At 37.4% G+C, this 4,836-nt stretch carries 5 protein-coding genes; 3 read left to right on the forward strand and 2 right to left on the reverse strand.

The genetic code is table 11. The features are described 5' to 3' along the window. Positions 1-66: 66 nt before the first annotated feature. Positions 67-333, reverse strand: a complete 267-nt coding sequence (locus tag V7014_RS07670) for a DUF3055 domain-containing protein (protein WP_335505826.1) — start codon at positions 331-333, stop codon at positions 67-69. Between the two features lie 11 nt (positions 334-344). Beyond that, positions 345-1,313 carry a class II fructose-bisphosphatase gene (glpX, locus tag V7014_RS07675; protein ID WP_335505828.1) on the reverse strand — a complete coding sequence of 323 codons (969 nt, stop codon included), beginning with the start codon at positions 1,311-1,313 and terminating at the stop codon, positions 345-347. Between the two features lie 246 nt (positions 1,314-1,559). Between glpX and V7014_RS07680 the strand changes: the two genes are divergently transcribed. The 3 genes from V7014_RS07680 to V7014_RS07690 all read left to right on the forward strand — a co-directional run bounded on the left by V7014_RS07680 (position 1,560) and on the right by V7014_RS07690 (position 4,700). Next, complete coding sequence (locus V7014_RS07680) at positions 1,560-1,997, forward strand: DUF86 domain-containing protein (protein ID WP_335505830.1); 438 nt, start codon at positions 1,560-1,562, stop codon at positions 1,995-1,997. Positions 1,998-2,463: 466 nt separating this feature from the next. After that, entirely contained in the window at positions 2,464-3,231 is a 768-nt protein-coding gene (locus V7014_RS07685) for a TIGR01457 family HAD-type hydrolase (RefSeq protein WP_335505831.1), read from the forward strand. Between the two features lie 140 nt (positions 3,232-3,371). Continuing rightward, a complete protein-coding gene (locus V7014_RS07690; protein WP_335505833.1) occupies positions 3,372-4,700 on the forward strand; it encodes an aminotransferase family protein in 1,329 nt (442 codons plus the stop codon). The last annotated feature ends 136 nt before the right edge of the window (positions 4,701-4,836 follow it).

Consider the following 4,836-nt stretch of genomic DNA (forward strand, 5'->3'; position numbering starts at 1 on the left):
TCCTTTATCTCAGTCGGAGGGCTCCAGTCCATACGGAGCAAAACGGACGCTTCTGCTTTTCTTAAGTTAAATAAGCTCTGATAAAAAATCCTTTAGCTCTTCTGCTTGGTTAGCCGATATTTGATAGGCATGCTCTAAATATCCGTCTTCTTCTAAATCATCTGGACCGATGATGGCAAAGCGATTGCTCTGCATATTGAGTACAAGCTGTTTGCCGTAGAATCGTTCGGATGAAGTTATAGCTAAATCAAATCGTTCAGTTTCCCCCACAAAGCTAACAAACCGAGTCGTCGTTTGTTCCTTATCATCGTATAAATAAAAACGTTCTTCCACACTAATCCCCCTTATACAAAAACAAGATGCGGTTTATGATTTAAATGGTGATGTGCTTTAACGAAGCGCACTGTTTTTGTTTTACTTCGCATAACGATTGAATCTGTTTCAACTAAATCGCCACCTAAGAAACGTACACCAGCTAATAAGTCACCGTTTGAAACACCAGTTGCTGCAAAGATCGCGTCTTCTCCACTTACTAAGTCGTTTAAAGTTAATAATTGGCGAGGGTTTTCTAGCCCCATTTTACGGCAACGATCCTCTTCTTCCAGTGTGTGTGGGACAAGTCTTGCTTGCATATCTCCGCCAAGACATTTAATAGCTGCTGCAGAAATAACACCTTCAGGAGCCCCGCCAATTCCAATGAATAAGTCAATTCCTGTAGAAGGAAATGCGGTTGCGATGGCAGCACTTACATCGCCATCTTGGAATAAGCTTACTCTCGCGCCTTTCGTTCTGATGCGGTCAATTAAATCTTGATGGCGTTCTCTTTCTTGTACAATAACACATAAGTCTTGAATACGTTTATTATTTGCTTTTGCAACAATTTCAATTGTTTTTTCGATTGGATCATCTAAATGTACTAAACCAGCAGCATTTGGTCCTACTGCGATTTTTTCCATATACATATCTGGAGCATGAAGTAGAGTACCTTTGTCCGCTGCAGCAATAACTGCCATCGCGTTACTGTTTCCTTTTGCTACAATTGTTGTACCTTCAAGTGGATCAACGGCAATATCAACTTTTGGACCCTGGCCAGTTCCTAGTTTCTCACCTATATATAGCATAGGAGCTTCATCTAGTTCTCCCTCACCAATGACAACGGTTCCTTCCATATTAACCGAATCAAACATTTTACGCATAGCTGTTGTCGCAGCATTATCTGCTTCGTTCTTCTTGCCTCTTCCCATCCACTGAGCGGATGCAAGTGCTGCTGCCTCTGTAACTCGAACAATTTCCAATGCTAATTCACGTTCCAAAATTACTCCTCCAATACATCGAATTCCATCAACTATTCTAACAGACTTTAGATATTTTTGTTTAAATCATCAAAAACATCTTAGAACTTTTCTTGAACATTCAATTGAAAGTGCTTTCATATTACAGATGAATCAAACTTGTATGAATTGATAGTCAATAAGAAGCTATGATACTATCAAATCATAAAGAATATTTAGTTTGTACTGTACGCAAATATTGAAGCGATTTTGAAAGGAAGAAATAGTATGTACTTCGTTGACCGACAAAAAATAGAACAAAACCTTATTTATTTAGAAAAGTATAGTAAGCTTTATCAGGAAACTAAGCAGTGGGAAGGAGACCTAGGCGAACTAGCGCTTGAAAGAATAATCCATGTAATGACCGACTGTGTATTAGATGTAAGTAATGCAATTATTGATGGTTTTATTATGAGAGACCCAGGTAGTTATGAAGATATTATCGATATTCTCCTTGATGAGAAAGTGATTTCACAAGAAATGGAGCAGCAGTTCAAGAGTATTCTTCCATTACGAAAAATCATCGTACAAGAATATGTGAATGTGGATTACAACGTTTTACAAGAAACATGTAATCAAAATATCACAGCATTCGTAAACTTCCCAGCTACTGTTCGAAAGTACTTAGAGAACGAATTAGGACCAGTATCGGCATTTATAAATTAATAAGCAATTCACGAAAGGGGCTGTCCGAAAAGTGATTATCAATCACTTTTCGAACGCCCTTTTACGCTTTTAAGCCCTTCGTTATAGGTTACGAGAAATTTGTTATGCTTGCTGAGTATGTTGAAAATGCCCACCTTTGGCGCTTTCGGAAAAAGATAAAATTTCATGTATATCCATTTAAATTAGACGAATGCCTATGTAGAAATCTAAAACACCACTACCTTATGGGACATCCTCTTTTTATCTTGAATTAACGATAATTATCAAGCACAAAGATTTTATGACAAAGTGTGCGGTACACAAGATAACTGGTTAAGCTACTCTATTTAAGAGTAGCTTTTTTAAATTAACACCCAATTTATAAGGTATTTATTGATTTTGCACAAAGATTTTTCCTATGTTACAGTATTGATTGGATAATGTATTTGGAAGTATAAGTATTTCTAACATATTAGGAGTGAATTCTTTGAAACAATACAAAGGCTTTTTAATAGATTTAGATGGTACGATGTACAGAGGTACCGAGAAGATAGAAGAAGCGGGACATTTTGTTTATGAATTACAACGAAGAAATTTACCTTACTTATTTGTAACGAATAATTCTTCAAGAACACCTGCACAGGTTGCAGAAAAACTACAACAATTTGATATACCTGCTACTGAAGAGCAAGTATTTACTACAAGCCAAGCAACAGCCAACTATATTTACAATATGAATCAAAATGCTTCTGTGTATGTAATTGGAGAAGAAGGCATTAAAACGGCATTGAAAGAAAAAGGATTTACATTTGTTGAGGAAAATCCTGATTTTGTTGTAACAGGTATTGACCGTGACATTAACTATAGTAAGTTAACGAGTGCCTGCTTAGGTGTGCGAAGTGGAGCTACATTCATTTCCACAAATGGTGATATTGCTATTCCAACGGAAAAAGGCTTACTCCCTGGGAATGGCTCATTGACGTCTGTTGTAACGGTATCAACAGGTGTGCAACCAACTTTTATTGGCAAGCCTGAAAAGATTATAATGGAACAAGCTTTAGAAGTATTAGGAATTGATAAAGAAGATACGTTAATGATTGGTGATAATTATGATACGGATATTCTTGCAGGAATGAATGCTGGTTTAGATACACTGCTTGTACATACAGGAGTGACAACTCCTGAGTTATTGAGAAACTATGAACAGCAACCAACCTACGTTATTTCTTCACTTGATGACTGGAAATTTGAATAATATCAACTAATAGCATGGCGATGTATGAGTCGCCATGCTATTTTTACTATATTTAAAAAGTTGGGAAAAGGTGTTACACTATGTGATAATAAATATATTAAATTTTCAAAATATTCGATGTTGAAGGGGATGTATTGTTCATGTTAAAAGAATCAACAATCGGTCAAGAGTTAGCGGAATTAGATAAAAAACATTTTATTCATCCAACTACTTCCATTTCACAGCAGCAAGCGAATGGACCTGCTTTTATCTTTACGGAAGGTAAAGGAATTTATTTGACGGATGTGAATGGAAAAACGGTTATTGACGGGATGTCATCTTTATGGAATGTTAATGTTGGTCATGGTCGAGAGGAATTGGGGGAAGCTGCGAAGCAACAAATGACTAAATTAGCTTTTACATCCAGTTTTTCTACATATAGCAATGAACCAGCTATTCGCTTAGCGACGAAAATAGCATCTTTGGCTCCTGGTAATTTAAATGCGGTTTTCTTTACGTCAGGCGGTTCGGAATCAAATGATACGGCATTCAAGCTAGCTCGTCATTATTGGATTTTAAAAGGTCAACCGAACCGAAAGAAAATTATTTCAAGAACGAAATCTTATCATGGTGTAGCGATGGGGGCGACTAGTGCAACAGGATTGAAACCGTTCAGGGACTTTACAAATTCTAATGCACCTGATTTTTACTATACGGATGGTATGTCTACGGCAGCGTTGCGTGAGACAATTGAAAAGGAAGGACCTGAGACGATTGCTGCCTTTATTACTGAGCCAGTTCAAGGAGCAGGTGGAGTTAATATAGCTCCTGAAGGATATTTCCAAGAAGTAAGAGCAATCTGTGATGAATACGGAATACTAATGATTGCTGATGAAGTTATTACAGGATTCGGACGCACTGGGACATTCTTTGGCATGGAGAATTTCGGTGTAGTACCTGATATGCTATGCTTTGCAAAAGGTATAACTAGCGGTTATGCACAACTTGGCGGAGTGATTGTGTCTGAGCCGATTCATCAAGATTTCATTGCATTATCTAAAGACACATTATTACATGGATACACGTATAGTGGTCATGCAATGGCATGCGCAGTTGGATTAAAGAATCTTGAAATTATTGAAAGCGAAAAGTTAGTAGAGAATTCAAAGTTAATGGGTATTGAATTACTCGCTGGATTCCAAAAGCTTCAAAGTAAGCATAAAATCGTAGGTCATGTAAGAGCACTGGGCTTGATTGGCGGTATTCAAATTGTGAAGAATCAACAAACAGGAGAAGGCTTTGATTCGCCTTTAGCACCTAGAATTGTCAATGAAGCAGCTAGACGAGGATTGATTATCCGTGCTGTTACCTTTGATCAAGATACACTTGTATTTGCTCCACCATTGGTTATTACAAAAGAAGAAATTGAGAAAATGATTGATATATTAGATGAGACTTTCCAAGCGATTGAAGAAGAAGTATTTCAATAACAAGAAAAGAACGGCGGCCCAACGGGCTGCCGTTCTTTTCTTAAGAAATAGACAAGTAAATAGTTTTGTGTGGTGTCTAGCTCTAGCGCCCAGCCCCTAGTGGACTTCGCCAATCTCTCTACGATAAGTCAACTAA

It is taken from the genome of Bacillus sp. JJ722, assembly GCF_036963345.1.
In the GTDB taxonomy this organism is placed as follows: Bacteria; Bacillota; Bacilli; order Bacillales; family DSM-1321; genus Bacillus_AD.

Coding starts and splice junctions, on each gene's coding strand:
- V7014_RS07680 (WP_335505830.1), top strand. CDS start 1,560: ATGTACTTCGTTGACCGACAAAAAATAGAACAAAACCTTATTTATTTA.
- V7014_RS07690 (WP_335505833.1), top strand. CDS start 3,372: ATGTTAAAAGAATCAACAATCGGTCAAGAGTTAGCGGAATTAGATAAA.